The sequence below is a fragment of the Castellaniella sp. genome, assembly GCF_004321985.1.
Classification (GTDB): Bacteria; Pseudomonadota; Gammaproteobacteria; order Burkholderiales; family Burkholderiaceae_B; genus Castellaniella.
In genome coordinates, this window is record NZ_SCQN01000041.1 from 89,557 (window position 1) to 115,267 (window position 25,711).

Sequence of the window (25,711 nt, forward strand, 5' to 3'; positions counted from 1 at the left end):
CGCCCTGCCGGCCTTTGGTCCTTCACTGATGTTCGGCGTGGGTGAAGGGGCGATGCTCCCGGTGCTTGCGCTCAGCGCCCGCGACTTGGGCGCCAGTTCGGCCGGCGCCGGGCTTATCGTTGCAATGGTCAGCATCGGTTCACTGCTGTCCAATATCCCTGCCGCCATGCTGGCCACACGCTTCGGCGAACGGCGCGCCATGGTGGGCGCTGCTCTGTTTGCACTGCTGGCGCTGGCGATCTGCCTGATGGCCCGCAATCCCTGGATGTTCGGGCTGGGTGTCTTCATGGTGGGGCTGGCCAGCGCCGTCTTTCTGCTGGCCCGCCAGACGTTTCTAATCGAAGCGGTCCCGCTGCACATGCGGGCCAGGGCCATGTCCACGCTGGGCGGAACCATGCGGGTCGGCATGTTCGCCGGGCCGTTTGCGGCTGCCGCGTTCATCCAGTGGCTGGGCCTGAGCGGCGCCTACTGGGTGGCGATCATCGCCATGATGGGGGCAGGAGCCATCTCGTTACTGGTTCCGGATCTGGAGACGCGCAAGCTTACCAACGGCACACCAGCCCCGCGCCCGGCTATGCTGGGCCTGATGCGCACCCATGCCCATTCCTTCCTGACGCTGGGGGTAGCGGCGGCGCTGATCTCGGCGATCCGCGCCTGCCGCCAGATCGTGATCCCGCTGTGGGCCGATCACATCGGTCTGGACGCCACATCCACTGCCCTGATCTACGGACTCATGGGAGCCGTGGACATGCTGCTGTTCTACCCGGCGGGCAAGATCATGGACACCAGGGGGCGGCTGTGGGTCACGCTCCCCAGCACGGTGATCATGGCTCTCAGCTTCCTCGCCATTCCGCTGACCACAGGATTCGCCAGCCTGCTGACCGTCAGCATGGTGCTGGGGCTGGGCAACGGAATCGGATCGGGCATCATCATGACCATCGGCGCGGATTGCTCACCTAGCGAAGGGCGCACGCCGTTCCTGGGTATCTGGCGGCTCATCACCGATACAGGCGGTGGCAGCGGGCCCCTGGTACTCTCGGCACTGACGGCGGCATTTTCGCTGGCGAGCGGGGTGGCTGTGATCGGTTCGATGGGCTTCGTGGCGAGCTACATGTTCTGGCGCTGGCTGCCCCACAGAGCTTCAGCCTGATGGCGGGCCCGGCCCTAACCCACAACGGGCGGCACCGGAAGCCCTGACTGAGCCCAGTCCACCGGAAAAGCGACCGGCAGGACCTGACTGGGGGAGCCTGCCTCAGCCAGATCCACACGCCGCTCCGGAATCGCGTGGCTCCAGCGGATCGAATAAAAAACCTTCACCACGGGCAGCTCGGGGACCTCGCAATTCTGCGCGACGACCAAGCCGAGTTCGCTCTGCGTCAGACTGATGATGGATCCCACCGGATAGCGCCCGACCGCGCGAATGAAGGCCTGGAGAATATCGGGATCGAACTGGCCGTCCCAGTGCAGCATCTTGTGGATGGCAAATGCGGGGTCCCACCCCTTCTTGTAAGGGCGGTTCGAGGTCACCGCATCATAGACGTCACAGATGCTGGCCATGCGAACAAGCTGCGCAATCCGGTCCGCAGGCAACCGATCCGGATAACCCTGGCCATCGATGCGCTCGTGATGATGGCGGCATACGTCCAGGACCTCCGGCGGGATATCGGCATCTTCGCGCAGCAGGGCCTCGCCAAGTTCGGGGTGCTTCTGGATCTGGGCATATTCATCTGGCAGCAGCCGGCCAGGCTTGTTCAGGATCGCATCGGAGATGTTGACCTTGCCGATGTCATGCAACAGGCCCGCCATCCCCGCCAGCCGGACTTGGTCATCCGGCAGCCCCATGGCGCGCGACAGTGACGTCATCAGTGCCGCCACCGCCACGGAATGCATGTAGGTATATTGGTCCGCCCGCTTGATGCGCGCCAGGCTGGTCAGGGCATCCGGGTGCTCCTCGACCGATTCGGCCATATCCTGGACCAGGCGCTCGACCTGCCCAAGATCGATCCGATTGCCAAGCCGTGCATCCGCAAACATCTGGGTGACGCGGTCCCGCGCCACTTCGCAGATGTCGTGAGCATTGGCGAAGGCCTCTTGCTCATGTGACAACGCCACGGCCTGGGCCGCCCGTGCCGTGGCACTTCCCGCCGGAGGGCGGGTGAAGGGTCCCAGGGTTACCGCCCGAACGTCCACATCCACTCCACGCTTGGTGTCGATCCAGACCCACTGCAGCCGGGACCTGGTCAGCCGCTGCAAATCGGACTCTTTCTGGATCAGGAAGCGTGACCGCCAGAAGGAATGATCTATCCAGGACCCGCACAATTCGTGGATATACATTCCCACGCGCAAATCAGAAACTGCCACCTTCTTGAGCATCTTCAGTCCTGTGCGAGCCGCCCCGGCTGCTCGGAATCAGTGCCCATTCCCGCCCAGCGCGGGCCCGGCACATGGATGTCGAAGAGCTCCAGCACACGGCATACCGTGTGGTCGATCATGTCGGCGATGCTTTGAGGACGGAGGTAAAACGCCGGCAACGGTGGGAAGATCACACCGCCCATTTCGGTAACGGCCGTCATGTTGCGCAGATGCGCCAGGTTCAGGGGCGTTTCGCGTACCATCAGCACCAGCCGACGCCGTTCCTTCAGCGTCACGTCGGCGGCTCGGGTCAGCAGGTTGTCGGACAGCCCGTGTGCGATGGCGGCCAGAGACCGCATGGAACAGGGCACGACCACCATGCCGGCGGCCGCAAAGCTGCCGCTGGCCAGCGCAGCCCCCACATCGCGGGGGCTATAGGTGTGATCGGCCATCGCCCCCACCGCCTGGCGGGTCAGGCCGAGTTCGTAATGGATATTCAGAACGCCGGAAGGCGAGATGACCAGATGGGTTTCCACCCCGCCGTGTTCGCGGGCAAGCTGAAGCAGGCGAACGGCATACTGGGCGCCAGTGGCCCCGCTGATGCCAACCACCAGCCGAAGCCGGGATGTCACCCGACTGCCCCGGCTTCCTTCAAGAGCTCAGCGAGTTCGCCCTTGGTGTGCATCTCGTTCATGACGTCCGTCCCGCCCACGAATTCGCCCTTTACATAGAGCTGGGGAATAGTCGGCCAGTTGGAAAAGTCCTTCACGCCTTGGCGGACTTCAGGGTCGTCGAGCACATTCACGGTCACGAGCTGGCCCACGCCGCATTCCTTCAAGACCTGAATCGCACGCGCCGAAAAGCCGCACTGCGGAAACTGCGCCGTTCCTTTCATGAAGAGAACCACGGTATGGGCAGTCACGGTTTCACGAATGAAGGCCTGGACCTCGGCCTGATCGGATTCACCAGCAGCAGTTTCGCTCTGGGGCACGTCATTTTGGGCTGATTCGCTCATCACACTACTCGTCAAAATTTCAGGCCGGCAACCGGCCCCAAGTTACACGTTCGATTCCCGCCAGATCCCGCAGGCTGGCGACAGCTGCGAATCCCTGGTCCTGAAACATTGCCTGGACGGCAGCTGCCTGGTCAAAACCGTGTTCCACGCAAAGCGCTCCGCCCGAAGACAGATGCCGCGAAGCCCCCTGGATGATGGTTCGCAGCGCCGATAGACCACCGGCCCCATCCGTCAGCGCGCCCGGTGGCTCGAACCGCAGGTCACCACACGACAGATGCACATCGCCGGCCGGGATATACGGCGGGTTGGAGACAATCACTTCAAACGGGGTCGAACCCAAGGAACTATCGTACCAATTCCCAAGGGAAAACAACAGTTTTGTCCCCATGGCGCGCGCATTCATTCGTGCCACCGACAACGCGGCCTCGCTGCAGTCCGTGACCCGAACGCAGGCATCCGGCCGCGCCAGCGCCATCGAAATCCCCACGATACCGCTCCCTGTTCCCAGATCAAGGATGTTGGGCGCGGTCCGATCACTGACGGCCGCCAGCCCGCATTCCACCAGCAGCTCGGTCTCCGGCCGTGGCACCAGGACGTCCGGCGTCACACGAAAATCGCGCCCCAGAAACTCGCGATACCCCAGGATATAGGCCATGGGTTCGCTGGCCACCCGGCGAGCCTCCAGCGCGTCGTAGGCCTGGCACGACGCATCCGCTAGCGGATCCGTATCGTGCGCCACCAGCCATGCGCGCGACACCCCCAGCACCTGCTGCCACAGCAAGTGGAACTCCAGTAACGGCAACGGACTATGTGCCCGTCGTTCGCGCAGCGTCATCTTCATCAATCCAGCGCCAGGGCCGCCAGTTGTTCAGCCTGATGCTCGGCCAGCAGCGCGTCGATGATTTCACCCAGATCCCCGTCCATGATCTGTGCGAGCTTGTACAACGTCAGATTGATGCGGTGATCGGTGACGCGTCCCTGCGGGAAGTTGTAGGTCCGGATGCGCTCAGAGCGGTCGCCCGAGCCCACCAGGCTTTTGCGCTGGGCCGCCTCGCGCGCATGGGCCTCATGCTGCTGTCGATCCTTCAGGCGCGCGGCCAGCACCTGCAGCGCCTTGTCCTTGTTGCGGTGCTGGGACCGATCGTCCTGACATTCCACCACCATCCCGGTGGGCAGGTGCGTGATGCGCACGGCCGAATCGGTCTTGTTGATGTGCTGCCCGCCCGCACCGCTGGCACGAAAGGTATCAATACGCAAGTCACCGGGATTGATCTGGATCGCCGCCTGGGCATCAGCCTCCGGCATGACAGCCACCGTGCAGGCCGACGTATGGACACGCCCCTGAGACTCGGTCTCTGGAACGCGCTGCACACGATGAGCACCCGACTCGAACTTCAACCGGCCATAGACGCCATCACCGGTCACATGCACGATGACTTCCTTGTAGCCGCCCAGCTCGGACTCGCTGGCCGACATGAACTCCACCCGCCAACCGCACAGTTCCGCGTAGCGCGAATACATGCGCAACAGGTCACCGGCAAACAGGGCGCTCTCATCGCCCCCCGTCCCGGCGCGTACTTCCAGAAACACGCTCCGGTCGTCGTCGGGATCCTTCGGAATCAGCAACACCTGAAGCTCGGACTCCAGCTGCGCGATGCGCTCATCAGCGCCTCGCAGCTCCTCTTCGGCCAGCGCCTTCATCTCTGGATCCGCGAGCATGTCGCGAGCAGCCTGTTCGTCTTCACAGGCCCGCTGCCACCGCCCGAAAGCGCCCACCACCGGCTCCAATTCGGCACGCTCGCGCGAAAGCTTGCGGTACCGGTTCAGGTCGTCGGCCGCATCGGGCTCGGACAACATCGCGTCGATCTCTGCCAGACGCTGATCAAGCTGTTCCAGGCGGCTTCGCATCGATTCTTTCATGATTGAAAATCCGGGGGGTCAAACAGAAACTGCCCCACGCGAGGCGGCGGGGCTGGGAGCAACCAGGGAGAGTTGGCGCCGCTAATGGCGCCGAGCGCCGGCTTCAGGCAGCAATCGCGGCAACAGGGACAGGAGCTGGTCGCGCTCGGTGCCCTCGGAACGATTGAGGGCCGCAAGTGGGCCGTGCATGTACTTGTGCGTCAGGCTGTACGCCAGATGTTCCAGCACCGCGTCGGGATCGTCACCGCGCGCGAGCAGCCGCCGCGCACGGTCCAGTTCCGCCAGGCGCAAGGCATCGGCGCTTTGCTGGTAGTCGATGATGGCCGGCACGATCTCGCGGTTGTTCATCCAGTGCATGAAGTGCTGGACGCGTGTCTCGATGATGGCTTCTGCCTGGACGACAGCAGCACGCCGCGCGTCCGTCCCGGACTGGACCATGCGCCCCAGATCATCTACCGTGTACAGATAGACGTCTGCCAGGCGTGCGACTTCCGGTTCGATGTCGCGCGGCACGGCCAGGTCCACCATCACCATGGGGCGATGGCGCCGCGCACGCGCCGCCCGGTCCACCAGACCCAGGCCGAGAATGGGCAAGGATGAGGCCGTACAGGACACCACCACGTCGAATTCCGCCAGATGCTCGGGCAGCGAGGAAAGCTTCATCGCTCGGGCACCAAAGCGCCCCGCCAGCGTTTCCGCCCGTTCCACCGTCCGATTGGCTACGCTGATCTGGCGGGGTTGCACCGCTGCGAAGTGGGTCGTACAGAGCTCGATCATCTCGCCGGCGCCAATGAACAGGATGCTGGAATCTGACAGATTGCCCAGCACCCGCTCGGCCAGCCTCACGGCGGCCGCCGCCATGGACACCGAATGCGCCCCGATGGCCGTCTGAGAACGGACTTCCTTGGCTACCGAAAAAGTACGTTGGAAGAGCTGGTGCAGCAGCGTGCCCAGCGTACCGGCCTGCTCGGCCGTCCGCACAGCGGTCTTCATCTGACCCAGGATCTGCGGCTCGCCCAGTACCATGGAATCCAGGCCGCTGGCCACCCGAAAAACGTGGCGCACCGCATCGTACTGCTGGTACTGATAGACGTGCGGCACCAGCACGCCGGCTTCCACGCGGTTGAAGTCAGCCAGCCACGCGGGCAGATCCGGCCCTACGTCAGGATCGGCTGCGCAGTAGACTTCCGTCCGGTTACAGGTGGAGAGGATGGCCGCCTCACGGACCCGACTGCCAAACGCCGACCGCAGGGCCGAGAGCGCGGGTTTGACCAGATCAACCGGAAACGACACGCGCTCGCGCACCGAAACCGGCGCCGAGACGTGGTTCAAGCCAAAGGTCAGAACGTCGACAGACATGCCCGGTAAAAGTTGCAAAGATAAACTTTCGGCATTATAAGGCCCTGGGGTGCTGTGGGGAATGGTTTGGTGCTGGTTTGGCGCCTTTATCTCTGCAGCAGCCAGTGATTTCGTGTATGATTTCGCGTCTTGGCCCGGTAGCTCAGTCGGTAGAGCAGAGGATTGAAAATCCTTGTGTCGGTGGTTCGATTCCGCCCCGGGCCACCAGAGCCGCATAAGCCCTTGATTCTAAACGGATTAGGGGCTTTTTCATTGCCCGTAGAAATACCGCTTTGTCCTCCACAGGTACACAAAGCAGGTACACTATGCCCACTATGGCAAAGCCTTGGCTCAACCCTGACACAGGGATCTACGGCATCCGCCGCCGCATCCCCAAAGACATCCAGCCCCTCATAGGCAAGGGCACCCACTGGAAAAAGTCTCTCGAAACCAAGGATCACAGGGAAGCCTGTTTCCGTTTCGCTGCTGCCTACTCTGAGTCAGAAGAGGCCTTCATCAAGGCCCGTGCTGAACTGGCAGGTATCCCCGTAGTCCTCCCCTCAGACGCCCCCAAGATTGTCGATAGATGGTCTAGGGGTGTCCTTGCGGAGTGGGAGAAAGACCCCTCCAAGACCTCCCGCTTTCTGGCTACTGTGGCTCCTGACCACGGGGGAAAAGACGCTGACAGGGTTCCCGCTTGCGATGTCCTGGACTTGGATAATCCCCGTGTCCGCGCCACCATCACGAACAGTCTCATTAGTGAAATCCTAAAGGGTCAACGTCTCCCACTACCCGCCATAGGTTCCCCTGCAAGAGTCGCCTTGGAGAGAACCATTTTCCCTCGCTGGGTAGACCTGTGCCATATAGCCTTTGATCGGAATATAGGTGAATGGCATACATCCCTGCCCCTCCCTGACGCTGATAAACCCCTAGCCAGTGAGAAAGAGAAGGCCGATATTCAGTCATCCTCTGCACTTCTCTCTGTGGCTTACAGTCAGTGGGCAACAGCCAAGAGAGCCGACACCCTCAATGCAGATAACACCGTTGGCACCTATGGGGCCACCATTACCCGCTTCATAGAACTGTACGGGGATCTCCCCCTGAGCCAGATCAAGAGAGCCACTGTCCACCAATTCAAAGATGATCTCCTGCGTATCCCCATCAAGGGGAAAGGGATAAAGGGCCTGACGGCAAAGGAACTGATCGCCAAAGGGGAAGCAGAAGGACTCCCTACCGCCAGCCTTGCTACTGTCCGTAATGGCCTGAGCCATCTAAGCACGATATTCAATGATGCCCGTTCTAGGTATGAAACCTTAGGAGAAAACCCTATAGAGGCTTCTGGTGTTCTCTCAAAGGTCAAGCGTCAGGCAACTAGGAACCCCACCAGAACAAGAGGCGAGAAGGGATACAGTCACACAGAACTGAGGGCCATGTTCGGTAGTCCGTTATTCACTGGTGAAAGCTGGAATCCCCCTAGAGCTGACTATGGGAAAGCCTTGTACTGGCTCCCCCTGCTGTTTATCTACACAGGAGCACGAAGAGAGGAACTGGCACAGCTACAGGTATCCAATATCAGAAAGGATGCCGACACCAGTATATGGTTTCTGTATATCCGCACCCAGGCCGAAAGAAACGAGACATTGAAAACCGCTGATAGTTTCCGTTCTGTACCTCTCCATCCTGACCTGATTACTCTAGGGTTCCTGACCTACTGTGACTCTCTCCCTAAGGGTTCCATGCTCTTTCCCAAGCTGACCAAGTCCCGTAATGGTTACGGTCACAATGTAGGCAAGGGCTGGAAGAATTATCTTGATAAGGTAGTAAAGCTCAGCAGTCTAGCTGCCCCCATACACGGTCTACGGCACACATTCAAGACTCTATGGAGAGAGGCGGGACTCAGGGAAGAAGTCAGTGATTGGATTACCGGACATGCCCCTAGTGGCATTGGGGGAGAATATGGAGTGAACCCCCTGACACAGATGGTCTCTGAACTAGAAAAGTTCCCCAGCATTGCCCATGAAGCTGGACTCCTGGAAGGTTAGCCTTCAAGCTCCTTTGGGACGGGCAGGTATCTCCCAACTATGGCACCACCACTGGCTACACACCACCACAGAAGATACTGGTTATGCAGTGCCTCTCCCTTGTCCAGCACGATCTCTAGTACAAACCCTATGGGCAGCATGAAGAACAAGGTTCCGGCAAGGATACCTATAGCACCACAGAAGCCGAAGTAACCGTAGAACTTCCACACCTTCCGAACTGATTCCAGCACTTTGATCTCACAGAGTAACTAAAAGGCTCCACAGAATACCAGACATAGAGGGGCTATCGGGCTCATCCTTGGGAACTCCCTAGCTGAAATACCACACTGACAACAGTATCCATCTGTGCAAATATCCAAAAGGTTACCCTCGGATCATAAGGCTTTCAAGACACTCCCGATAATCCGCTACAGTAATGATGTCAGTGTCAGTGAATAATCCACCAGTGAATACATTGACTTCCCGATCCGCCTCATGGCTTAATACCGGTTCCATTCAACCAGTGGCTCCCTGCCATACTCTACAAGGAACCCGTACCATGACTCTGCTCATTGGCCGTTTTGAACTTGACCTGCATATCGGTGGCCTGTATTTGAAAGTCCCGCGCTTGTTTGAGCTGGCCTGGAATGGCAACGGCTTTTACTGCAACCGCGCAGCGGCATAGGGTGACGAACGGGGGCTAGGTTTCCTAACACTCAGGCTCTTTGCCCCCTGTACCTGCTCCTCTCAGGGAACCTCTAGGGTGTACCAATGGTACAGGCAACCTGTGCCAAAAGTGCCTATAGGGAAGGTACACCCTGAGGACATCTAGAAGTCAGGATTAGGGTCTTCCACCCAGCCCGTCCTCAGGTAATCCTCAAGGTCATTCACAAGTTTCTCTGAGTGTATCTCAAGGGCTTTCCAGAAGACTTCTGGTTGCTTCACTAGCTTATCCCCAAAGGTACGACTCATTCTCTTTGCCCACTCAAGGGCAAGAACACCTTCCCAGTCTTCATCTATCACCCTTGAAGCCTCGACTCCCTTCCGGGCCTCTTCCCAAGTCCACTCTGTAAAGTCCTCTGTGTAATACTCAGGAGTGACTTCCCGCTCCTCTTTGAGTTTCACCAGTGCGTTACGCATACGTCCGACAGAGGAAGTCGCTACACCTGTCGCCCTGTTAATATCGGTCTTTGATAGATCATCGTCCATGGCGACAAGCCGCCATGCCCTATTCATCTTGTCATCCTTTCCCATATTCAGGTTGTCTTTTGAGTTTCTATAGGACGACTCAAGGTGAGCCTGTTGCAGGGTGCCCTCAAAGACAACTATAGGAATCGGCCGATCCGTTAGCTTCTTCTTCTTTGCTGCCCTCTTGTACGCTTCAACCCTATGATGACCATCTATCAGATACCAATTCTGACCTGACCACCAGACAACCACGGGATCAAGGTTATGGCCTGATGCTGCGAATATGGAAGTTATGAGCCCTTCTACATGTGCCTCCGACATCGCGGACACGAAAGCACCGCCCCTGGGTTGAAACACTTCGGGGGCTTGATGAATACTGCTAAGTAGCAGAGACCTCTTGTACCTCTCCCCCCTGTGGAGCGGTAGGCTGCTTCTCTCTTCCTGGTGAAGGTTGTTGTACACGGTTCTGAATGGTGCTGTCTCTTGAATAGGCATCTTTTGATTTCCTCAATGCAAGTTTGGTTAGCCGCCCCTGAAGGGGCCAGCCTCAAGGGGAAACCAATAGATGAGGACAAGGGGGCCGCGATCAGGCGCGTGTGGGTGAAAGAAGGGTTTCCTTCTTCCATACCTGTGTGGTATTCACAGGAAGCCCTACAGCCCTTCTGCTGCGTCTTTGGGTCTTCCTGGTGGGTACGTAGGGTGACCAGAGGAGACGCGCTGGTGACCTCCTAGACGCTTGTAGAGTGACGCACCGGTGACGCCTGTATGGGCGATGACCATCACCGATGAAAAAAAGAAGAAAACACCACCAGACATACGCACCAGAAATGCACCTGGGCCATGCAAGGGCGGGTTGCCCTGGAGACGTCACCGTTACCGTGTAACCCTGACTAGGCACACTTATGGGTAGATCAACAGGGTATACCTGTTAGATCCGCACAACAGACCTTCTTTAGATAGCTCAACAGGGTTGACTGTTTATGAGCCATCATCCATCATTGATCCATCTACTTCAATGAGCCGGGAGAGGAACCACCATGAGTCAGGCCACCAGCAAAGCGCACAGCACAGACCAAGGGCGCAAGCTCTATTACGGACGTATCAGTACCCTGGATGGGCAAAGCAGCGCCAGCCAGTACGAGGACGCCAGCCAGCATGGGATAGATCCCAAGGACGTATTCATTGATGAAGGAGTGTCCGGCTACCATGTGGCCCCCATGAAACGCCCCCAGTGGCCTAAGGTTGAACAGGACCTGAGGCATGGCGGTACGTTGCTGGTGCGCTGGCTAGACCGGATCAGCCGGAACTATGACGAACTGCACGAAACCATGCAGCGCCTCATGAAAGCAGGGGTACGGGTTGAATGCACCCTCAATGGGATGGTGTTTGATGGGGCGGCTACTGACGCCACGGCCAAGGCGGTACGGGATGCGATCCTAGCCTTCATGGCAGCACAGGGTGAAGCCGACTACAAGAACCGTAGGGAGATGCAAGCCAAGGGGATCAAGGTAGCCAAGGCACAGGGCAAGTACAGGGGCCGTGCAAGGGTGGCCGACTACGCTGCCATCCGTTCCTGGAGGGCTGAACGCGGGGCCAGCATCAAGGAGACTGCCGCAGCCTTCGAGGTAGGGGAGGCCACCGTGAAGCGAGCCTGTGCTGAGGGTAAGACCACGACCTGAACGCCAGTGGCTGACCCCTGGAGACCTGAACGCCAGCGCAGTCCCCAGTGGTAGGAGAGGGTGGCCCTGGTGCCTCCCCTTGTCCAGACTGCAAGCCCCCCTGGTGCCCCCTTTAGGATTGACCGGCAGGGGCCGGGTAACGGGGGATAGGGGCCAGTGGTGATACGCGCTATAGGCTCTCGAATATTTGTGGTGAAAATTCGACCAGCCCCCGCCTGGATAGGAGTATTGACAGGTACACAGTACAAGTACACAATGCACTAGCTTGAGCGGTATATCGTCTAGTAATCAATTGGTTATAAAGTATCTGGATAGTCTCGGTGGTTCGATTCCGCCCCGGGCCACCACCGCGCTGTTCGAGCACGGTTCAAAACATCTCAAAACCCCACAAAATCAATCTCTTAGGCAGAATTCTCTGCCCTAGACGTGTCACTGCGCGTCCCTACATCCCGCGTTTGTCTGTACCCCAACTTGTACCCCACAATGGTTTCGTCAAAAACAGCCTCTGGGGGTACAAGTCATGGGCCTACTCAGCGAGACTCAGATCAGAGCAGCCAAGCCTGGTCCGAACGAATACCTGCTGAACGATGGTGACAATCTGTACCTTCGCGTACGAGCCACCGGCAAAGCCTGGGTCTATCGCTACACGAAGGGCGGCAAGGCTGTGAAGCTCGGCATGGGGCCCTATCCCGAAGTCACGCTCGCCCAGGCACGCGCCAAGGCCTACGAAGCCAACAGCCAACGTGCCAACGGTCTCGATCCCAAAGAAGTACGCGACCGGCAGGAGGAACAGGCGCATATCGCGCGCCTGCATACCTTCGAACTGCTGGCGCGAGCCTGGCACACCAGCGCCAAGAAGGACCGGGAGTGGTCAGAAGACTATGCGCAGAAAGTCATCCGGCACCTGGAAATCCACATCTTTCCTTGGGTAGGCCACAAGCCGATCGAAACGATCCTCCCAACGGAAATCGTGCAATGCCTGTACCGGCCGAAGGATCGAGGCAACCTCGAAACGGCCCAGCGCGTCCGCGAGGCCGTCCAGCATGTCTACCAATATGCCGTGGACGTAGGCGCACTGGAGCCCGGCAAAAATTTCGTCAACAAGAATACGGGCGGCCTGCCGCCGCCGCGCAGCAGGCACTTTGCGGCGATCACCGAGCCTGCAAAACTTGGGCAGTTGCTGCGCGACATCCGCAACTACCACGGGCACTTCATCACACGCAGCGCGTTGCGGCTTGCCCCCATGATGTTCCAACGTCCAGGACAGATCCGGCTCGCAGACTGGGAGGATATCGACTTCGATGTCGAGCTTTGGCGCTGCCCACCGGAGAAGATGAAAATGCGCGAGTGGCAAAAGCGCGATAGTCGAACGCCCGCCCATATCGTCCCACTGCCACGCCAGGCGCTGGAAATTCTGCGTGAGCTGTATCCGCTGACCGGCCCCACCGGACCGGTCTTCCGCAGCATGTCGCGGCGCTCAGAGAGAAGCCGCTACATCAGCGACAACACCATCAACGTCGCATTGCGCACCATGGGCTACGACATCCTTGGCCTGGGCCACTCAACATCTGGCCGAGCGCGAATCGGTCATGGCCCTGGCCGATCTTCTGCAAAACGCCGTGCGCCACGCCGGTGGCCATACGGATGTGGCCCGCATCCAGGCGGCCATTCAGACCCAGGTGCAGGTAGGCGCCCTGATCCAGGAAGCCCCGCACTATCGCAGCACTCAGGACATGAAGGCAGGCCCCATGACCCGCGAAGGCTGGGCGGTAGAGGTCGTGCGCCTGCGCGGAATACCCAGGGAATCGGCCCTGCAGCTGGTAGACCGGGCCATCGCCCAGGGCCGGCTCTTGATGGAAAGCCCGCGCTACGCCACCCGCAAAGCCTTCGAAGCCGAATCCCGTATCCTGGCCATCGAACTGACCGGACGCAGCACCTGGCAGACCGCTCTGCCCGCCACAACGGCTGAAGCCGGACTGGACACTCGTCTGACTCCTGGCCAGCGCGAAGCCGTGATGCTGATGACTAGTGATACCGACCAAGTCAGCGGCATCCAGGGCCTGGCCGGTACCGGCAAATCCTTTGCCCTACAAAACGCTCAGACGATCCTGCAGCAACAAGGTCATACTCTGGTCGCTCTGGCCCCCTACGGCGGCATGGTGAGAAACCTACGCAAGGGCGGCGTACCGGCCAATACCGTGGCCTCGGTGCTGGCAGCCCGCGACAAGTGCGGCTTTACCGACTGCCTGAGCCCGCAAACCGTGGTGGTGATCGACGAGGCCGGGGTCGTGCCCGTGCGCCAGATGGATAAACTGCTGGCACTCATCCAGCCCACCGGCGCGAAGGTGGTGCTGCTGGGCGACACTGCCCAGACCAAGGCCATCGAGGCGGGTCGTGCCTTTGCGCTGCTGCAGGAACACGGCATGAAAACCGTGCTCATGGGTGACATCCAGCGTCAGCGGCCTGAACGACTGCGCCAGGCCGTGCAACTGGCCGCCAGTGGCCAGGCCAGCCGATCGCTGCCTCTGCTGGGTCGGGTACTGACCATCCCCGATCAGTTCAGCATCGATGAGCACGGCCACAAGACACGCGACAGCTCAACCCGGTACGAAGCCATCGCCCGGGCCTATGCGGCGCTGCCTGTCGAGCAGCAAGCCAGCACCATCGTGGTGACCGGTACCAATGCATCGCGCCAAGCCATCAACGCCCGCATCCACGCCCTGCGCGGCTTGGAGAGCAAAGGCCAGCGCTGCCAGCTGCTGACCCGCCACGACACTACCCGGGCCGAACGCAGCGTCGCCCGCTACTACACCGTGGGCGATATCGTCGTGCCCGAACGCGATTACCAGTGTGGGCTGAAACGCGGCGAACTGTACCGAGTAGCCGGTATTCCACGGCATGACCGCATCACGGTCGAAGCGATCAGCCAGGAGGCTACCAGCCAGGCCGCCATTGAAATCATTCCTCGAACCATGAGTAAGCTCTCGGTCTACCACCTGAACGAGTCCGAACTGTCCGTGGGCGATCAGGTGCACCTCACCCGCAACAATGCCCAGCATGACCTGGTCAACGGCCAGTTGGCCAAAGTTGTCGGTATCAAGTCTGATACCCTCACCATTGAGACTGGTGACCGGCAGATCACCCTGCCCACCGACCGGCCACTGCACTTGGACTACGCCTACACCACGACGGCACACAGTGCCCAGGGCCTGACCTGCGACCGGGTGCTCTACAACGCAGAGAGCTTCAGCCGCACCACGGCCCAGGACACCTATTACGTCAGCATTTCACGCGAACGGCATGAGGTCCTGGTGTTCACGGATGATGCCGACAAGCTGCCTGAGCGGGTGAATCGGCTGGGATACAAGGGGCTGGCGCATGACCTAGTGCAAGCGCACACTGCTCACCCCATCCTGCAGCGCGATGACCAGCAAACTGGCCTCAAACAGGAGACCGCCTCACCCTTCGAGATCGGCTGACACATTGATGTATGCAAGGCGTCCCCAGGACGTAGTCGCGGTGTATCTTTGAAGTATCCAGCATGCCTTGCGGGTGCTGTGTATCCGCAGTCAATCTGTCGCTAGGCCGCCGCCAACCTGCATCCTGGATGAAATCTTCGCACGCTGCAGGAATGTCTACGACCGTTCCGGCCACAGATGTGGCCGGAACTCCTTATACCCGATCAATGGCTTGCGCAATTCCGCTGCCCTATTCGTCCTACAAACCGAAAACCGGCAGCAGTCGCGCAATCCATTGATCCACAAAGCCTTTCCCCACCCCGCCAGGGGTGCGTCATGTGTGGGACGTTTAAGGCCACAAATGAGCGCCAGCGAATTTGGGGACAAACGGCCCAGCCTGACCGGAAACCGGGCAGGCAGCGTCACCCAGCAGGGACCCAGGCGAGGCCTGGGAACATGCCTGACATCAGCACCAGACGAAACGCGCGAACAGAGCCAGCACAGCGACCAGGCAGGCTGAAATGGGGGGCTACAGCCGACCTCTCCTCTCACCAGAGGCTATAAACTCTGACCATTAGGAAAACGGCACGGTACCCCTATGAGTGACGGGTGGAGCAAAGAAGAACTGCAGGCCTCAGTTGAGGTCTACATGGAGATGTTGCGGAAGGAACGCGACGACCAGCACTTCGTCAAAAAGCAATACTACGAAGACCTCGCTGCCAAGTTCGGCCGGACGGTAAAGGCATTCGAATATCGGATGCAAAACATTTCCTACGTTATGACGCTACTGGGTCGAGGTTGGGTGACAGGCCTCAAACCGGCGAAAAACGTCGGTGCAAATAAGGCCGCTGAAATCGAAGCCATGATTGCCGATGTGGAGGGAAGGCAGTCCACACCAGTCGCCGCCTTCGAAATCGAGGTACGTGAAGCAGTAAACAAAAAGAATTCGCACAAGCCAGAAGGTAGCCGCCACCCGGCGACACATTCGTCGGCTATCACGCAATACCAGCGAGACCCCGCCGTCAAGGCATGGGTTCTACAGCAGGCTCAGGGCAAGTGCGAATCATGCGCGCAGCCTGCTCCATTCAACGGCACCGACGGACGGCCATTCCTTGAACTGCATCATGTGCGCCAGCTTACTGATGATGGCTCAGATACGGTCACCAACGCAGTTGCCCTGTGCCCGAACTGCCATAGGGCGATGCATTACGGAGAAAACGCCAGAAGTCTCGTGTCGCCCCTCTACAACCGCATCCCCAGGCTTGTCCGCGAATAGCCCGTCATCACTGATTCTCCCGGCCCCTGTCGTGCGGCGCACGACAGGGGCCGACCGCACACCCATGATCAGCCGATCATGCCAACTACCCGCCCTGGCACAGGGCGGGGCCGCAGCCCCACCCTGCCCGACCGCCTTACACCTGGCCGCGTTCAGCCAGTGATGTGGTCTCGGTAGCGCTCACCACGATATGATCCAGCAGCCGCACGTCGATCAGGGCCAGCGCCTGCTTCAATTGCCGCGTCAAGGCCAGATCAGCGGCGCTGGGCTCTGCAATGCCCGAGGGGTGGTTGTGCGCCATCATGAGGGCTGCAGCGTTCACCCGTAACGCCGTTTTCACGATCTCGCGCGGATAGATGCTTGCCTGGGAAAGCGTCCCCAGCCCTTGCTCGATATAACGGATAGGCTTCAACTGCGTATCCAGATACAGGAAGGCCGCGCATTCATGGCCAAGTCCGGCAAGCTTCGCCTGAAAGAATCAGGCAACCGCCTTGGGTTGGCCCATCGTATCGGACATGGAAATGAGGCTTTCGGCAGCCACTCGGCCGGCGGCTAATACCTGATCATCGGTGGCCTGCTTATAGCGGCCGCTAGGGCTGCGCACATACAGGGCGTGTGCGTCATTCATGTTGTCGTAGCTCAGTGCTGCGGTGCTGTTGTTCATGGGATGCTCTCCTTTCAGGGTTTCCGGCGACCACCGGGGCCGAAGATTCCGAGCCTTCTGTAGGTTTTGCGGTGTCCGCAGTCCCACTGTCTGGCCCGGAGTGCCACCGTTGCCGTGAGTTCGTCGCCTTGCCGCGCTGGATCACGCAGGGACGACCGGAAAGGGGCGGGAACGGAAGCCGCAGCCCGCAGGAGAACGAAGAGAGACGAAGGGACCGGGTGAGTACCCGGCAACGCGCACCCCTTGCAGCAAGGAGCGCAGTGATACAGTCGGCGTTTTAGGCGGCGCACTCAGGGCAATGGCTGCCCGCACCGTGGAGATGGACTGCGAATGCCGGCCGCGCGGCGAGCGCCACTACCGACTGTAGGGCGGTCTAACTATATTTCTGAGAGTCTGATTAAACTAATGAGCAGCATGCTGTCTATACTCATCGCTGATACACACATGATGCTGCGGTACTGACCTCGACACCTGCCTCCCCTGTGTCAGAATTCGGCTTGACCTTCTTACGGGGTCAAGGTTTACCGTCGACAACGGTCAGGATGCACCTGATATTATCTCTTCAGTGAGACACCACACCGAAACAATCCAATGGTATCGGCCGACCATCTGAAACGCGCACTCATCGCCGTCATCGTCACGTTCAGCCTGCTGTTCATGCAGCTGGCTGCGGCGGCGTATGTGTGCACGAGCGTCTCGGGGGTCGCCACTGGGTCGGCACCGGTCGTCACGGGCATCGTGCCATGCAGCACTGACGCTCCGTCAGGCTGTGAACACCTGGATGCAGCTCGCACGGCCCTATGTGATGCACAGGCCTACGCAAGCAACGAAGTCACGCCAGAGCTGCGGCTTCCAAAACTCTCGACGATCGCGCCAGCCACCTGGCTCATGGCGTTTCGCGTGGCACCAGAAGCAGATGCCTCCCGTCAGCCTCGTCTCCACCCATCCCCGGGCTTGACTCGGGCGATCTCCCCTTCCCTATCGATACGCAACTGCTGCTACCGGATTTGATCCACAGCCGCCCGCTTGCCCACTGCTGGTAAAGCTAATCGTCGTACGCCGCGTGGCGAGACGACAGCAAGCTAGCACAACGATCGCGAACCCACCATACAGACAGCCACGATGCTTGCTGTGTGATTTCCGATCGACTCTCGATATAAGGAGAAATCATGATGAAAACATCTGCAACGAATGGCATGTCCTGCCGCTTGCAGGCCTCCTCTCTTGGCCGTCAAGTGAAGCGCCACCGCTTCTGGATCGGCCTGGCGCTGGGTGCTGCTGTCGTATGGGGCTCGTCCGGTAGCTTGGGTGCACTCGCTGCAACGGGTGTTGGAGCCGTGCTGCTTTCCGTACTCCCCTGCGCCCTCATGATGGGGCTATGCATGAAGATGATGCACCACGGTGATGACGACAGTTGCAATACCGCGAATAAGGCGATGGATCCGCCCTCTTTACCAGCATTGCCAGCCCCCGTGGACAACGCCGGGGCCTCGCCGGTGCGCGACACGGCACGCAGCCCCGCCACTCTCTCAGGGGAACGGGCTCCAGCGCGAATGCCAGCGCCATCAACAAATCTCCTGGGATGATCGCCATGAAAAGATCTGGACACTTCGGCCGCCGGGATTTTCTCGGCGCGAGCGGCCTTGCGGCTGCGTCACTGATGACGGGGTTGCCGTTGGCGCAAACCTGGGCCAAAAGTTCGCACGGCAGCGCCGATGGTACTTTCGAGCCCGATCTCGCTCTGGAGCTCACGGCACACCCGCAAAACGTGGGGCTGCGCCCAGGATCGGCCACGGCGGCCTGGTCTTACGACGCTAGGGTGCTCAAGGGTGACGCCGCTAGTGTGCGTGCACACCCCGGCAGCACCCTGGGCCCCACACTTTATATGCGCCGAGGTCAGAACGTACGCATCGATTTCGTGAACGAACTGGATCAGCCCAGCATCGTCAACTGGCACGGGCTGCACGTACCGGCTGACATGATGGGGCTACCGCGCTACGAAGTCGCGCCCGGCAAACGCTACCGCTATGCATTTCAGGTGAACGACCGCGCGGGCACCTACTGGTACCACGCCATGGCGGCAGGCCACACGCCCGAACAGGTGTATTTTGGCCTGGCCGGGCTGCTCATCGTGAGCGACGACGAAGAGGCCGCCCTGCCGCTACCTCGGGGGGAATACGACATCCCCATCGTCCTCCAGGATCGCACCTGGGGGCAGGACAACCAGTTGCACTACCTGCCGGGTACGGGCCCTGTGGCATCCCGCAAACCGCAGGCTGGCGATGGCTCGACCAGCCGGGGTGGCATGATGGGTGGCCACGGAATGATGGGCGGCACGATGTCCGGTGATATGGGCAGCATGATGACGCGCATGATGGGATTCTTTGGCGACTCGATCTTCGTGAACGGCCGCCCGGCACAATCCCTGGAGCTCACCGCTCACGCTTACCGCCTGCGGATTCTGAACGCTTCCAACGCCCGCACCTACAAGCTTGCCTGGAAGGACAGCCGCCCGCTCACCGTCATTGCAACCGACGGCGGCTTGCTGCGCGAACCCGTCCACAAACCCTACGTCATGCTCACGCCCGGTCAGCGCGTCGAGCTCTGGGCGGACTTCAACGGCGACGCAGTGGGCAGCGATCTTACCCTCATGAGCGAATCGTTCAGTAGCATGATGAACATGGGCGACATGATGAGCGGCAGCGGCCTGATGGGAATGATGGGTGGCATGATGGGGGGCGGCGACAGGATGGGCACGTCTTCGCTCCCGGACGGTGCGGCCTTTCCCATTCTGACGATTCGCATCGCACACAAGGTAGGAAACGATCTCAGGTTCCCGACCCATCTGTCGACCTTCGAACGGCTGCGCGCGCAAGACGCCGCCAATCCGCACAACCCCAGATCCTTTCGCGTCACCATGGGCCATATGCAGTGGGGGTTCAATGGCCGCAGCTTCAAGATGGGCGCGGTCGCATCCGATGAAATCGTGAGGCTGGGGACGACCGAAGTCTGGGAATTCATCAACAGCCCTATGATGGCGCACGCCATCCACCTACACGGCCTGCAGTTTCAGGTACTGGAGCGCACCGGCAGCCCACGCAGCGCGGGCGTTGCCGACGGTTATGTGGACGAAGGCTGGCTGGACACAGTGCTTGTCATGCCTGGGGAGCGAGTGAAGCTCATCATGCGCTTTGCGGATTTCACGGGCCTGTACGCCTACCAGTGCCACATGCTGGAGCACGCCGCTGCGGGCCTCATGCGTGACTACGAGGTGAAGGCCTCGCATCTTTCCACATGAGGTCGTCCGCATGAATTCACTGCTGCTTTTACAAGCCCTGGTGGCAGCTGGTGCCGGACTGCTGCTCAACCTCACACCGTGCGTGCTGCCCGCTGTGCCGCTCAAGGTACGTGCGGTGCTACGCGAAGCAGGTGAGCGTCGGATCGTGCGTCTGGCCTCTGCAGCGCTCTTTACCGCTGGATCGGTGCTCTTCTTTGGTGGCCTGGGGTTGGCGACAGCCCTGCTGCAATGGCGCTGGGGGGTACTCTTTCAATCGCAGCCGCTCCTGATCGCGCTGAGCGCTCTGCTCGCGGCCCTGGCCGTGCTGAACTTCTCGGGCCGTAGCCTGCCTTTGCCCAACGCGCTGGTGACGCTGCGCGGCAGGCACCTGTTCGAGCCCTTTTTCTCGGGGCTCGTGAGTGCGCTGCTCTCCACCCCCTGCACCGGGCCGCTGCTGGGCGGCGTGCTGGTCTTCGCGGTGACTCAGCCACTTGCGAATATTCTCGTCATTTTCGTGGCCATTGGTCTGGGGCTTGCCGCGCCTTACGTCGTCCTCATCTTGCGCCCGAGCCTACTCAAGCGCCTGCCGCGTGCCGGGGCCTGGACGACGGTCATCCAGCAAAGCTTTGGCTGGCTGCTGCTCGCGGCCGCGCTCTTTTACGCACAAAGCGTGCTGCCCGCCGTCTGGATTGCGCCCTTGTGGATTGCCCTGCTAGTTGCCGTGCTCGGCTGGGCAGTGGTCACGCTCTGGCGGGCGACCGAGCGCAGCGCCCGCACGGCGGCTCTCTTCGTGGGCGCGACCGCGGCAGCGCTCGGCTACTTCGGGTCGGGGCTCAGCCAGTCCGCTGAAACCGCCATCGCCTGGCAGCCGCTGCATGCGGCCGACGTAGCAGCCTTGCCGACGCTTGGCCGCCCGGCGCTGGTGGAATTCACGGCCGACTGGTGCATCAACTGCAAGGTGCTGGAGAAAACGACATATGAGGATAAAACCGTCGTTGCGGCCCTGAAACGCGCAGGAGCGGTTGCGTTGCGGGTCGATCTTACGCGCCCAAACCCAGTCCTTGAACACCTGCTCGCCCTGCACGGCGGTGTGGGCCTGCCCTTTGCCATCGTGCTCGACCAAAAAGGGCGCGAAGTGCAGACGCTCTCCGGCCTATTTACCAGCGCGACCCTCGTGCAGGCGTTGGACAAGACCTTGAACCAGGAAAACTCACCATGAATCGCCCATTCCGATACGGATTAGGAGCCCTTGCCACCGTTGTCATCGTTGCGGGGGCAGCGCTTCTGATTGCGGACAAGCTCCTGTCCTCAGCCGACGTCCCGGCAGGCGGCACAGCCGCTTACACGGAATTCGCCAATTCCGCCAATCACGTCAAAGCGTCGCTTACGAGAGCCGGGCAGGATGGGATGATCACGTTGCACATCGGTTCCGGCTGGCACGTCAACGCCAACCCGGCCTCTCTGGACAATCTGATCCCGTCTGCCGTGTTCATCGAACACGACGGAAAGGAGCGTTCGGTACAGGCCGACTATCCGGCGGGTATGAGCAGCGGTATCAAGATCGGCACCACCGACATCCAGGTCTACGAAGACGGTACTCGCATCCCCGTGCATCAGCTCAAGATCGGTGCGGGAGAGCGCCTCGTCGTGCGGGTTCAGGCCTGCAACGACCAAGGAATCTGTCTTGCACCAGCGACGATCCCCGTCACTGTGGAGCAAGCCTGACAACGAAGCCCATGCCACGTCCGGACAATCATGACCCTACCGGGTAACGATGGGGTCACATCCAATGAATCACGCCTTTCAACCGCTGTCCAAATCACCACAAAAGGAGCATTTCATCATGCACACAATCAAGAAACTGGCATTGGGCCTGGCGCTCGGCCTGCCGCTCTCGGTCTTTGCCGCCAGCATCCCGGTCAAGATGTACAAGAATCCCAACTGCCCTTGCTGCGACCGCTGGGCCGCCTATATGGAAGCCAACGGTTTCACGGTAGAGACGATCAATACGCCTGATCTTGCTTCCATCAAGGCGCAGTACCACGTCCCCACAAACCTTGCGGGCTGTCATACAGCATTGATCGAGGGGCATGTAGTGGAGGGCCTTGTGCCCGCCAAGTATGTGAAGCAAATGCTCGCAGAACATATTGCAGGCCAGGGGCTGTCGCTTCCCGGGATGCCTGTGGGTGCGCCGGGCATGCCAGGCACACAGGCAGGGCCGCTTACTGTCTACACATTAGGGCCTGGTGCCGCGTCCGAGGCGTACGCAAGCTTCTGAATACCGTATCAGAAAAGCGGCCTGCAACTCGGTAGCAGCGTCATCTCCGCTGCTGCTGCTCAGTCACTTCCTTTTGCATGCGCAGGGCGTCTGATGGCCAAGTGCTCTTGATATAGGCGAGCACCGCAACGATCTGATCGTCACTCAGGGTGCTGCCAAACGCCGGCATGTCGCTCTGATAACCCGGCGGCGCCGTGCGGCCCGGTACCAGGCCGTTTTTCACCAGGTCGAAGAGCACCGCATCGGGATGGTGCCAGGTGTGGCCCGAACGATCGTGCGGCGGCGCAGGCAGTCGGCCGTTTGCCAGGCGCTCGCGCCAGTTGGGCTGGCCCTGCAGCTTCGCGCCGTGGCAGGCCGCACAGGTGTTTGCGTAAATCGCCTTGCCCCGCACGACCAGATCCTGATTTGTAGGATCAATGAAGGTTGCGCCGGGTGGGCGATTTGCCCAGTACAGCAAGACAGCACCAGCAACCGCTACAACCCCTACAGCCGTAATGGTCCACTTTTTATGAATTCGAAGAAACGTCATGGCTGGATCTGAGGCAGGCCCTGTTCAGTTGATGTGATCGCGCCCCCGGGAAGGTCACTGCTTTGCCGCAGGCTCCTGAACCTTGTCCGCGTACTTGATGAGAATATCGCCCATTGCACGCATCATTTCGCCATGCATCTTCATAGCGGTCTTGCGATCGAGACCAGTGCCCATTGCCATCGGGCAGCCTTCCATCATGTTCATCATTCCGCCGCCCATGGCACCACCACTCATCATCCCCATCATGCCGCCCTGCATGCGCCCGCCTTCCCGCATGCCAGTGTGCGAGGCGCCCTCATCTCCCTGTCCACCACTATGCATGCCCATCATGGCGCCGCCCATCGCACCGGACGAAGCCGCATTCCCCATCATGGAAGGGCTTTGACCCGAGCCAACGCCCTGTTGCATCAGGCCAGAGTCCCCGGAACCGCTCTGGGTGGCAGTGGCCGCAATGCTGGGTGCACCCACACCGATTGCCAACGCGGCAAGGGAAGCCGCAACGATCGTTTTCGCATTCATAGCTCACTCCTGAACGTCAAACAGAAAGACCTGGATAGGTCGTCACTTCTTGAAGAGGTATTTCACCAGCGCCGCGATGGCAAGCACCAGCACGGCCGCAATAAGCAGCCAAAAGATGGCCATGAGCCACATCATCCCGCCCATCATCGAGCCACCCATCATTTGGGCCTGTGCGACGGTGGTCACCAGCGCTCCGGTAGCGACGGCAACCCACAGAGGCAACAGCGCAGACACGCCTTTGGACTTCATCATGAGTAACACCTCCCTCCCTGGATAGACGGGCACGGTACCGATCCGTACGAGCAGAATACACAGCAGTCACCCGATTTTGGTTTCAGCAACGTCTTGCGTTGCCCACACTCATAAAAGAACTGACAGGTATCCACCGGCATGGTCTCCCGCCGCATATGACCGCAGTGGGGGCAGGTAACGACGGATGCAAAGATGATCGGAACTTCCATGGCTATTCAACGGGGAGACTCCACCCATGAGGTGCTTGCCATCGCCGACCGAAATCGCAGCGCCGATGTGCAACCTCAATGGCATCGCCTGCAGCCTAAACCTTGACACAACAGGAAGGTCAACTCAGCCACTCTGCCTACAGCGGCTCTGGCGACACCCACACGTGGTCACCGCGGATACAGACTCTGCGTGGCTAACGCCAGAAATCGGACGTGACGGCCTCATTTTCATGACAATTCTGTCATCAAAATGTCACGCTGCCGACAGAAGGTGAACCCTAAGATGCAGGGCACGACTACACATGAGCAGCACAGCTGGGCATGTCGCACCCAACCCTCTTCAGGAGTCACGATGGCATTGAACAATCAACAGCACGTCTCATCCCCCCGTTTTCGCTGGTCCGCATATCACCTGGCCATTGCCCTTGCACTCTCCACCGCCGTCCCGGGCGTGCAAGCAGCGACATCCGCCGAGCTCTTTCCACAACCTGTCTACACCACACTCACCAAAGCCAACGCCGTGGAAGAAATGGCGACTTCCAAGAACACGGAAGGCCTGCCCACTGCCCACTACGATGCCATCTCGGCCGATGGCAAGTTGTTGATGGTCAGCAGCAGGGATCAACCAGAAGCCTATCTACTAGACGCCAAGACTGGAACAAAGCTTGCCACCTATAAAATCGGCAAGGTTCCTCAAGGCGTCGCCATCAGCCCAGATGAGCACTGGGGCATGGCTGTGGCTGCCGGCGAGGATACTGTCTCGATCATCGATCTCAAAACCAAAAAGCTGGTCAAAACGATCAAGGTAGGAAAAACGCCTCACAACATCCGGTTCACCCACGACAGCCGGATTGCATATGTCACCCTACAGGGGGGCACGGGTGTCGCGGTGGTGGATATGACATCGCTGAAAAAAATCGATGAAATTCCTGTACCGGGCATCAAAGGGCCGCACAATCTGGATCTTTCACCGGACGAAAAGACACTTTGGGTGCGCGACTTCGTCGGTAAGGTCGCTGCGGTGGATATCGCCTCACGCAAGGTCGAGGCGGTCATCCCGGTCGGGTTGGGGCATGGCGGCATTGACGTCACGCCGGGCGGTAAGTACGTCGTTACAGGTGCGATTGCAGACCACCTCGTCGATGTTATCGACCCCAAGACCATGAAGGTCATCAAACGCATTGACGTCGGCCAAGGCCCCCACGGCGTTCGCGCCAGCGCGGACGGGCACTGGATCTATGCATCCGTCACCGGGACCAACCGGATCGCCGTCATCGATGCGAACACACTGGATGTCGCCAAGCAAGTCCCCACCCGGGGTGAAATACCCTTCTGGATTTCCGTCGTGGGCAACGACTAGCCACATCGAACCGTGGGGCGACAACGCATTGCAATGCCGCCCCACCGCTGAACCGAGACAGTCTGATGAAACACACACACCCTCATGTCATCCCGCGCCGCCAGGCGCTCCGCAAGCTGGCGTTGACCGCAGGCACGGCAGCCGCGCTTCCACTTGCAGCACTGCTGGCCAACTCCCGCACCTTTGCGGCCGAGACTTCGGGCAAAGCCAGTAAAGCCGCGGTCAAATACCAAGATCATCCCGACGGAGCATCCTTCTGCGCCAACTGCGCCAACTTCATCCCCGGACCAACGAGCGACTCGCTGGGTACCTGCCTGGTCGTCGCGGGTACGATCAGCCCAAAGGGGTGGTGCCTCGCCTATGCCGCTGGCTGAAG

26 protein-coding genes, 1 tRNA gene and 2 pseudogenes are annotated in these 25,711 nt (G+C 60.1%); 15 read left to right on the forward strand and 14 right to left on the reverse strand.

Features of this window, described 5'->3' with window-relative positions:
* Positions 1 to 28: 28 nt before the first annotated feature.
* Positions 29 to 1,150 carry an MFS transporter gene (locus EPN31_RS08905; protein WP_291772246.1) on the forward strand — a complete coding sequence of 374 codons (1,122 nt, stop codon included), beginning with the start codon at positions 29 to 31 and terminating at the stop codon, positions 1,148 to 1,150.
* Positions 1,151 to 1,164: 14 nt separating this feature from the next.
* Here EPN31_RS08905 and EPN31_RS08910 read toward each other — a convergent pair whose 3' ends face one another.
* The 6 genes from EPN31_RS08910 to hemA all read right to left on the reverse strand — a co-directional run bounded on the left by EPN31_RS08910 (position 1,165) and on the right by hemA (position 6,646).
* Complete coding sequence (locus EPN31_RS08910; RefSeq protein ID WP_291772132.1) at positions 1,165 to 2,373, reverse strand: HD-GYP domain-containing protein; 1,209 nt, start codon at positions 2,371 to 2,373, stop codon at positions 1,165 to 1,167.
* Positions 2,374 to 2,375: 2 nt separating this feature from the next.
* Positions 2,376 to 2,984, reverse strand: a complete 609-nt coding sequence (locus tag EPN31_RS08915; RefSeq protein ID WP_291772135.1) for a UbiX family flavin prenyltransferase — start codon at positions 2,982 to 2,984, stop codon at positions 2,376 to 2,378.
* Positions 2,981 to 3,367 (reverse strand): Grx4 family monothiol glutaredoxin, encoded by a 387-nt coding sequence (gene grxD, locus EPN31_RS08920; RefSeq protein ID WP_291772139.1) that lies wholly within the window; start codon positions 3,365 to 3,367, stop codon positions 2,981 to 2,983. Before grxD ends, EPN31_RS08915 begins: the two co-directional genes overlap by 4 nt.
* A 19-nt stretch (positions 3,368 to 3,386) precedes the next feature.
* On the reverse strand, positions 3,387 to 4,202 hold the full coding sequence (gene prmC, locus EPN31_RS08925) for a peptide chain release factor N(5)-glutamine methyltransferase (RefSeq protein ID WP_291772141.1): 816 nt from the start codon (positions 4,200 to 4,202) through the stop codon (positions 3,387 to 3,389).
* A 5-nt stretch (positions 4,203 to 4,207) separates the two neighbouring features.
* Complete coding sequence (prfA, locus tag EPN31_RS08930) at positions 4,208 to 5,287, reverse strand: peptide chain release factor 1 (protein ID WP_291772144.1); 1,080 nt, start codon at positions 5,285 to 5,287, stop codon at positions 4,208 to 4,210.
* 81 nt (positions 5,288 to 5,368) lie between these two features.
* Positions 5,369 to 6,646: a glutamyl-tRNA reductase gene (gene hemA, locus EPN31_RS08935; protein WP_291772147.1), complete on the reverse strand. Its 1,278-nt coding sequence runs from the start codon at positions 6,644 to 6,646 to the stop codon at positions 5,369 to 5,371.
* A 131-nt stretch (positions 6,647 to 6,777) separates the two neighbouring features.
* Here hemA and EPN31_RS08940 point away from each other — a divergent pair.
* Both EPN31_RS08940 and EPN31_RS08945 read left to right on the forward strand, forming a co-directional pair.
* Positions 6,778 to 6,853, forward strand: a tRNA-Phe gene (locus tag EPN31_RS08940).
* A gap of 98 nt (positions 6,854 to 6,951) precedes the next feature.
* Positions 6,952 to 8,667 carry a site-specific integrase gene (locus EPN31_RS08945; protein WP_291772152.1) on the forward strand — a complete coding sequence of 572 codons (1,716 nt, stop codon included), beginning with the start codon at positions 6,952 to 6,954 and terminating at the stop codon, positions 8,665 to 8,667.
* Here the strand turns inward: EPN31_RS08945 and EPN31_RS08950 are convergent.
* Positions 8,664 to 8,897 carry a hypothetical protein gene (locus EPN31_RS08950; RefSeq protein ID WP_291772155.1) on the reverse strand — a complete coding sequence of 78 codons (234 nt, stop codon included), beginning with the start codon at positions 8,895 to 8,897 and terminating at the stop codon, positions 8,664 to 8,666. The genes EPN31_RS08945 and EPN31_RS08950 overlap by 4 nt on opposite strands.
* Before the next feature lie 308 nt (positions 8,898 to 9,205).
* Here EPN31_RS08950 and EPN31_RS08955 point away from each other — a divergent pair, with 308 nt between their 5' ends.
* Entirely contained in the window at positions 9,206 to 9,331 is a 126-nt protein-coding gene (locus EPN31_RS08955; protein WP_291772159.1) for a hypothetical protein, read from the forward strand.
* 143 nt (positions 9,332 to 9,474) lie between these two features.
* Here the strand turns inward: EPN31_RS08955 and EPN31_RS08960 are convergent, their stop codons facing one another.
* Complete coding sequence (locus EPN31_RS08960) at positions 9,475 to 10,329, reverse strand: ParB N-terminal domain-containing protein (protein ID WP_291772161.1); 855 nt, start codon at positions 10,327 to 10,329, stop codon at positions 9,475 to 9,477.
* Positions 10,330 to 10,871: 542 nt separating this feature from the next.
* Here EPN31_RS08960 and EPN31_RS08965 point away from each other — a divergent pair.
* Together EPN31_RS08965 and EPN31_RS08970 are read left to right on the forward strand one after the other, a co-directional pair.
* Positions 10,872 to 11,513 carry a recombinase family protein gene (locus EPN31_RS08965; RefSeq protein ID WP_291772164.1) on the forward strand — a complete coding sequence of 214 codons (642 nt, stop codon included), beginning with the start codon at positions 10,872 to 10,874 and terminating at the stop codon, positions 11,511 to 11,513.
* A gap of 520 nt (positions 11,514 to 12,033) precedes the next feature.
* Positions 12,034 to 12,234, forward strand: a pseudogene (locus EPN31_RS08970) (Arm DNA-binding domain-containing protein); the annotation flags it as partial.
* Between the two features lie 150 nt (positions 12,235 to 12,384).
* Here the strand turns inward: EPN31_RS08970 and EPN31_RS08975 are convergent.
* Positions 12,385 to 12,894, reverse strand: a complete 510-nt coding sequence (locus EPN31_RS08975) for a hypothetical protein (RefSeq protein WP_291772252.1) — start codon at positions 12,892 to 12,894, stop codon at positions 12,385 to 12,387.
* Between the two features lie 166 nt (positions 12,895 to 13,060).
* Between EPN31_RS08975 and EPN31_RS08980 the strand changes: the two genes are divergently transcribed.
* Both EPN31_RS08980 and EPN31_RS08985 read left to right on the forward strand, forming a co-directional pair.
* A complete protein-coding gene (locus EPN31_RS08980) occupies positions 13,061 to 14,992 on the forward strand; it encodes an ATP-dependent RecD-like DNA helicase (RefSeq protein ID WP_291772166.1) in 1,932 nt (643 codons plus the stop codon).
* 577 nt (positions 14,993 to 15,569) lie between these two features.
* Entirely contained in the window at positions 15,570 to 16,247 is a 678-nt protein-coding gene (locus EPN31_RS08985; protein ID WP_291772169.1) for an HNH endonuclease, read from the forward strand.
* 136 nt (positions 16,248 to 16,383) lie between these two features.
* Here the strand turns inward: EPN31_RS08985 and EPN31_RS08990 are convergent.
* A pseudogene (locus tag EPN31_RS08990) lies at positions 16,384 to 16,875 on the reverse strand (JAB domain-containing protein).
* A gap of 627 nt (positions 16,876 to 17,502) precedes the next feature.
* Here EPN31_RS08990 and EPN31_RS08995 point away from each other — a divergent pair.
* The 5 genes from EPN31_RS08995 to EPN31_RS09015 all read left to right on the forward strand — a co-directional run bounded on the left by EPN31_RS08995 (position 17,503) and on the right by EPN31_RS09015 (position 22,466).
* Positions 17,503 to 17,922, forward strand: coding sequence for a hypothetical protein (locus tag EPN31_RS08995; protein ID WP_291772172.1), 420 nt, complete (start codon positions 17,503 to 17,505; stop codon positions 17,920 to 17,922).
* 580 nt (positions 17,923 to 18,502) lie between these two features.
* Positions 18,503 to 20,209, forward strand: coding sequence for a multicopper oxidase domain-containing protein (locus tag EPN31_RS09000; RefSeq protein ID WP_291772176.1), 1,707 nt, complete (start codon positions 18,503 to 18,505; stop codon positions 20,207 to 20,209).
* A gap of 10 nt (positions 20,210 to 20,219) precedes the next feature.
* Complete coding sequence (locus EPN31_RS09005; RefSeq protein WP_291772179.1) at positions 20,220 to 21,407, forward strand: protein-disulfide reductase DsbD; 1,188 nt, start codon at positions 20,220 to 20,222, stop codon at positions 21,405 to 21,407.
* Positions 21,404 to 21,913, forward strand: coding sequence for a protein-disulfide reductase DsbD domain-containing protein (locus EPN31_RS09010; RefSeq protein WP_291772182.1), 510 nt, complete (start codon positions 21,404 to 21,406; stop codon positions 21,911 to 21,913). The genes EPN31_RS09005 and EPN31_RS09010 overlap by 4 nt, the downstream gene beginning before the upstream one ends.
* A 64-nt stretch (positions 21,914 to 21,977) precedes the next feature.
* Positions 21,978 to 22,466, forward strand: coding sequence for a DUF411 domain-containing protein (locus EPN31_RS09015; protein WP_291772185.1), 489 nt, complete (start codon positions 21,978 to 21,980; stop codon positions 22,464 to 22,466).
* Positions 22,467 to 22,506: 40 nt separating this feature from the next.
* Here the strand turns inward: EPN31_RS09015 and EPN31_RS09020 are convergent, their stop codons facing one another.
* From EPN31_RS09020 to EPN31_RS09035, 4 genes are read right to left on the reverse strand one after another with little or no spacing between them, the layout of a single operon-like run.
* The gene (locus EPN31_RS09020) at positions 22,507 to 22,995 is read right to left on the reverse strand and encodes a cytochrome c (protein WP_291772188.1); all 489 of its coding nucleotides are present in this window, start codon (positions 22,993 to 22,995) and stop codon (positions 22,507 to 22,509) included.
* Positions 22,996 to 23,049: 54 nt separating this feature from the next.
* Positions 23,050 to 23,514: a hypothetical protein gene (locus EPN31_RS09025; protein ID WP_291772191.1), complete on the reverse strand. Its 465-nt coding sequence runs from the start codon at positions 23,512 to 23,514 to the stop codon at positions 23,050 to 23,052.
* A gap of 42 nt (positions 23,515 to 23,556) precedes the next feature.
* Complete coding sequence (locus tag EPN31_RS09030) at positions 23,557 to 23,766, reverse strand: hypothetical protein (RefSeq protein WP_291772194.1); 210 nt, start codon at positions 23,764 to 23,766, stop codon at positions 23,557 to 23,559.
* Positions 23,763 to 23,975, reverse strand: a complete 213-nt coding sequence (locus tag EPN31_RS09035) for a GDCCVxC domain-containing (seleno)protein (protein WP_291772197.1) — start codon at positions 23,973 to 23,975, stop codon at positions 23,763 to 23,765. The genes EPN31_RS09030 and EPN31_RS09035 overlap by 4 nt, the downstream gene beginning before the upstream one ends.
* Positions 23,976 to 24,327: 352 nt before the next feature.
* Here EPN31_RS09035 and EPN31_RS09040 point away from each other — a divergent pair, with 352 nt between their 5' ends.
* Both EPN31_RS09040 and EPN31_RS09045 read left to right on the forward strand, forming a co-directional pair.
* Positions 24,328 to 25,335, forward strand: a complete 1,008-nt coding sequence (locus EPN31_RS09040) for a cytochrome D1 domain-containing protein (protein WP_291772201.1) — start codon at positions 24,328 to 24,330, stop codon at positions 25,333 to 25,335.
* Between the two features lie 65 nt (positions 25,336 to 25,400).
* Complete coding sequence (locus tag EPN31_RS09045; protein WP_291772204.1) at positions 25,401 to 25,709, forward strand: high-potential iron-sulfur protein; 309 nt, start codon at positions 25,401 to 25,403, stop codon at positions 25,707 to 25,709.
* Positions 25,710 to 25,711 lie beyond the last annotated feature (2 nt).

What these genes read in the sequence shown, in the direction of transcription:
- EPN31_RS09030 (WP_291772194.1), bottom strand. Translation starts at nt 23,766, where the DNA reads ATGATGAAGTCCAAAGGCGTGTCTGCGCTGTTGCCTCTGTGGGTTGCC.
- prmC (WP_291772141.1), bottom strand. Translation starts at nt 4,202, where the DNA reads ATGACGCTGCGCGAACGACGGGCACATAGTCCGTTGCCGTTACTGGAG.
- EPN31_RS09020 (WP_291772188.1), bottom strand. Translation starts at nt 22,995, where the DNA reads ATGACGTTTCTTCGAATTCATAAAAAGTGGACCATTACGGCTGTAGGG.
- EPN31_RS08955 (WP_291772159.1), top strand. Translation starts at nt 9,206, where the DNA reads ATGACTCTGCTCATTGGCCGTTTTGAACTTGACCTGCATATCGGTGGC.
- EPN31_RS09035 (WP_291772197.1), bottom strand. Translation starts at nt 23,975, where the DNA reads ATGGAAGTTCCGATCATCTTTGCATCCGTCGTTACCTGCCCCCACTGC.
- grxD (WP_291772139.1), bottom strand. Translation starts at nt 3,367, where the DNA reads ATGAGCGAATCAGCCCAAAATGACGTGCCCCAGAGCGAAACTGCTGCT.
- EPN31_RS09005 (WP_291772179.1), top strand. Translation starts at nt 20,220, where the DNA reads ATGAATTCACTGCTGCTTTTACAAGCCCTGGTGGCAGCTGGTGCCGGA.
- EPN31_RS09025 (WP_291772191.1), bottom strand. Translation starts at nt 23,514, where the DNA reads ATGAATGCGAAAACGATCGTTGCGGCTTCCCTTGCCGCGTTGGCAATC.
- EPN31_RS08965 (WP_291772164.1), top strand. Translation starts at nt 10,872, where the DNA reads ATGAGTCAGGCCACCAGCAAAGCGCACAGCACAGACCAAGGGCGCAAG.
- prfA (WP_291772144.1), bottom strand. Translation starts at nt 5,287, where the DNA reads ATGAAAGAATCGATGCGAAGCCGCCTGGAACAGCTTGATCAGCGTCTG.
- EPN31_RS09015 (WP_291772185.1), top strand. Translation starts at nt 21,978, where the DNA reads ATGAATCACGCCTTTCAACCGCTGTCCAAATCACCACAAAAGGAGCAT.
- EPN31_RS08945 (WP_291772152.1), top strand. Translation starts at nt 6,952, where the DNA reads ATGCCCACTATGGCAAAGCCTTGGCTCAACCCTGACACAGGGATCTAC.
- EPN31_RS08995 (WP_291772172.1), top strand. Translation starts at nt 17,503, where the DNA reads ATGGTATCGGCCGACCATCTGAAACGCGCACTCATCGCCGTCATCGTC.
- EPN31_RS09000 (WP_291772176.1), top strand. Translation starts at nt 18,503, where the DNA reads ATGAAAAGATCTGGACACTTCGGCCGCCGGGATTTTCTCGGCGCGAGC.
- EPN31_RS08910 (WP_291772132.1), bottom strand. Translation starts at nt 2,373, where the DNA reads ATGCTCAAGAAGGTGGCAGTTTCTGATTTGCGCGTGGGAATGTATATC.
- EPN31_RS09045 (WP_291772204.1), top strand. Translation starts at nt 25,401, where the DNA reads ATGAAACACACACACCCTCATGTCATCCCGCGCCGCCAGGCGCTCCGC.
- EPN31_RS08975 (WP_291772252.1), bottom strand. Translation starts at nt 12,894, where the DNA reads ATGGGCGGGCGTTCGACTATCGCGCTTTTGCCACTCGCGCATTTTCAT.
- hemA (WP_291772147.1), bottom strand. Translation starts at nt 6,646, where the DNA reads ATGTCTGTCGACGTTCTGACCTTTGGCTTGAACCACGTCTCGGCGCCG.
- EPN31_RS08960 (WP_291772161.1), bottom strand. Translation starts at nt 10,329, where the DNA reads ATGCCTATTCAAGAGACAGCACCATTCAGAACCGTGTACAACAACCTT.
- EPN31_RS08905 (WP_291772246.1), top strand. Translation starts at nt 29, where the DNA reads ATGTTCGGCGTGGGTGAAGGGGCGATGCTCCCGGTGCTTGCGCTCAGC.
- EPN31_RS09040 (WP_291772201.1), top strand. Translation starts at nt 24,328, where the DNA reads ATGGCATTGAACAATCAACAGCACGTCTCATCCCCCCGTTTTCGCTGG.
- EPN31_RS08985 (WP_291772169.1), top strand. Translation starts at nt 15,570, where the DNA reads ATGAGTGACGGGTGGAGCAAAGAAGAACTGCAGGCCTCAGTTGAGGTC.
- EPN31_RS09010 (WP_291772182.1), top strand. Translation starts at nt 21,404, where the DNA reads ATGAATCGCCCATTCCGATACGGATTAGGAGCCCTTGCCACCGTTGTC.